General features: G+C 73.1%; 2 protein-coding genes. One reads left to right on the forward strand and one right to left on the reverse strand.

Annotated elements, in window-relative coordinates; translation table 11 throughout:
• Positions 1–116 precede the first annotated feature (116 nt).
• On the reverse strand, positions 117–1,043 hold the full coding sequence (locus ACFW5B_RS35205; protein ID WP_386449187.1) for a cyclase family protein: 927 nt from the start codon (positions 1,041–1,043) through the stop codon (positions 117–119).
• A gap of 107 nt (positions 1,044–1,150) precedes the next feature.
• Here ACFW5B_RS35205 and ACFW5B_RS35210 point away from each other — a divergent pair, with 107 nt between their 5' ends.
• Complete coding sequence (locus ACFW5B_RS35210; RefSeq protein ID WP_386449189.1) at positions 1,151–2,053, forward strand: SDR family oxidoreductase; 903 nt, start codon at positions 1,151–1,153, stop codon at positions 2,051–2,053.
• The last annotated feature ends 233 nt before the right edge of the window (positions 2,054–2,286 follow it).

Raw genomic sequence — 2,286 nt, forward strand, 5'->3', positions numbered from 1 at the left:
GTGGGGGGGGGGGCCGGGGGGGCGGGGGGGGGGGGGCCCAGCCCCCCCCCCCCCGGGGGGGGGGGGGGCGCGGGGGGGGCGGGGGGGGGGGGGCCCCCCCCCCCGGCGCGGCAGCCTCAGAGGACCGCCACGGGAGCGACCGGCGTACCGGCCCCGCCGACGAACGGTTCGGCCATCGCGGACAGGAAGAACACGAAGCGGCCCGCCTCCGCGCAGGCCGTCGACAGCTCCTCCAGATTCCAGTTCTGGCCCTGCAGCATGCCCATCTCCACGAGGTGCAGGGCGTGCACCGGCATCCACAGGCCCTCGATCTCCGGCGGGAAGATCTCGAACGTCAGGGTGTCGTTGGCGACCGCCGCGACATCGCGCGCGTGGAACCACTCCGGGGTGCGCACCGACAGGCCGGGCGACGGGAAGGCGTAGGCCTGGCGGTCGCCGGCGAGGTAGTGCCGCAGCTGGCCGGTCCGGACGAGGACGATGTCGCCGGCCCGGACCGTCGTCCCGGCCAGCTCCTCGGCGGCGTCCAGGTCCTCCGGGGTGACCGCGTGCCCGCCGGGCAGCCGCTCGGTGTGGTGCACCCGGGCCACGTCCAGGAGCACACCGCGGGAGGCGATCGGGGTGGCCTTCTCTATGCCCAGGCGGGTGGCGCCGCCGTGTGCGGTGACCGAGTCGGCGGGGCGGTTGTTGTAGAGCCGCCCGGAGTGCGAGACATGGGTGAGGCCGTCCCAGTGGGTGCCGGCCTGGAGCCCCATGGTGACCGCGTCGTCGGAGGTCGCGACCGTGCCGGGGCCGAAGAGCTCGTGGTTGATGGCGGTCATGGTGTGCAGCGGATTGACCCGGCCCGGGATCACGCCGGTCTGTACGCCGTCGTGCCGGAGGGGGAGCGCGAGCGGGACGCGGCGGCCGCTGCGGATGGTGCCGGCGGCCTCCCGGACGGCCGGCTCGGTGATCAGGTTGAGCGTGCCGATCTCGTCGTCCGCGCCCCAACGGCCCCAGTTGTTCACGCGTTTGGCGATGTCATGGAACTCCTGCGGCAGGGGCATGGGCCCTCCTCGGGACGGCGGGTTCGGATCGGCCCGGGGGCTTGTGTTCGTACCGGGTCTGCTCAAAAATCTAACGGTCCGTCAGAAACTGCGGGAGGGGTCAGGGCATGGGGAACTTCTTGACCGGCAAGGTGATCGCCGTCACCGGGGCGGGCCGCGGCATCGGCAGGGCGGTCGCCCTCGCCTGCGCGGAACAGGGCGCGAAGGTGGTCGTCAACGACTACGGCGTCGCCATCGACGGCGGCGAACCCGGCAGCGAGGTCGCCGAGTCCGTGGCGAAGGAGATCGAGGCCGCGGGCGGCGTCGCGACCGCGGTCGCCGACGACGTCTCGACCATGGCCGGCGGCCAGCGGATCGTGGACACCGCGCTGGCGCAGTACGGGCGGATCGACGGCGTGGTCTGCGTGGCCGGGATCCTGCGGGAGCGGATGCTCTTCAACATGACCGAGGAGGAGTGGGACCCGGTGGTCGCCACTCATCTGAAGGGGACGTTCACGGTGTTCCGGGCGGCGGCCGCGGTGATGCGGCGCCAGGGGTCCGGAACCCTGCTGGGCTTCACCAGTGGCAACCACCAGGGGTCCGTCTCCCAGGCCAACTACGCCGCCGCGAAGGGCGGGATCATCTCGCTGGTGCGCAGCGCCGCGCTCGGTATGCACAAGTACGGCGTGACGGCCAACGCCGTGGCGCCGGTCGCCCGGACGCGGATGTCGGAGAAGGTGCCGATGGAGCTGACGGAGATCGGCGAGCCGGAGGATGTGGCGGCGCTGGTCGTCTATCTGCTGAGCGAGCGGGCCGCGGAGATCACCGGTCAGGTCTATACGGTCGCCGGGCCGAAGATCGCCGTGTGGGCCCAGCCGGTGGAGCTTCGCTCCGTGTATGCGGAGGGGGGTGGGTGGACACCGGAGAGGGTGGCGGAGGTGTTGCCGGGGGCGGTGGGGACCGACCCGATGCCGATGCTTGTGCGGGTGGCGGAGATGGCGAGGGCCTCCGCGGCGGCGAAGGGGCGGTAGTTGGTGGCCTCCCGCGTTTTCGGCTGGCCCGCCGTGGGGGTTTCTCGCCGTTGCGCCTGCGGCGGGCGGGTCCGCTGCGCGGGGCTGTGGCTCCGTGCGTTTTCGGCTTTCCCGTTGTTGCGCCTGCGGCGGGTGGGTGGGTTTTGGGTGCGGTGACGGGCCTCCGGGGCAGGGGTGTGGGACTGCTTCGCTTTACGTCCCACACCCCTGCCCCTCCGGCCCGTCCCCTCCCG

The organism is Streptomyces sp. NPDC058773 (assembly GCF_042746015.1).
Classification (GTDB): domain Bacteria; phylum Actinomycetota; class Actinomycetes; order Streptomycetales; family Streptomycetaceae; genus Streptomyces.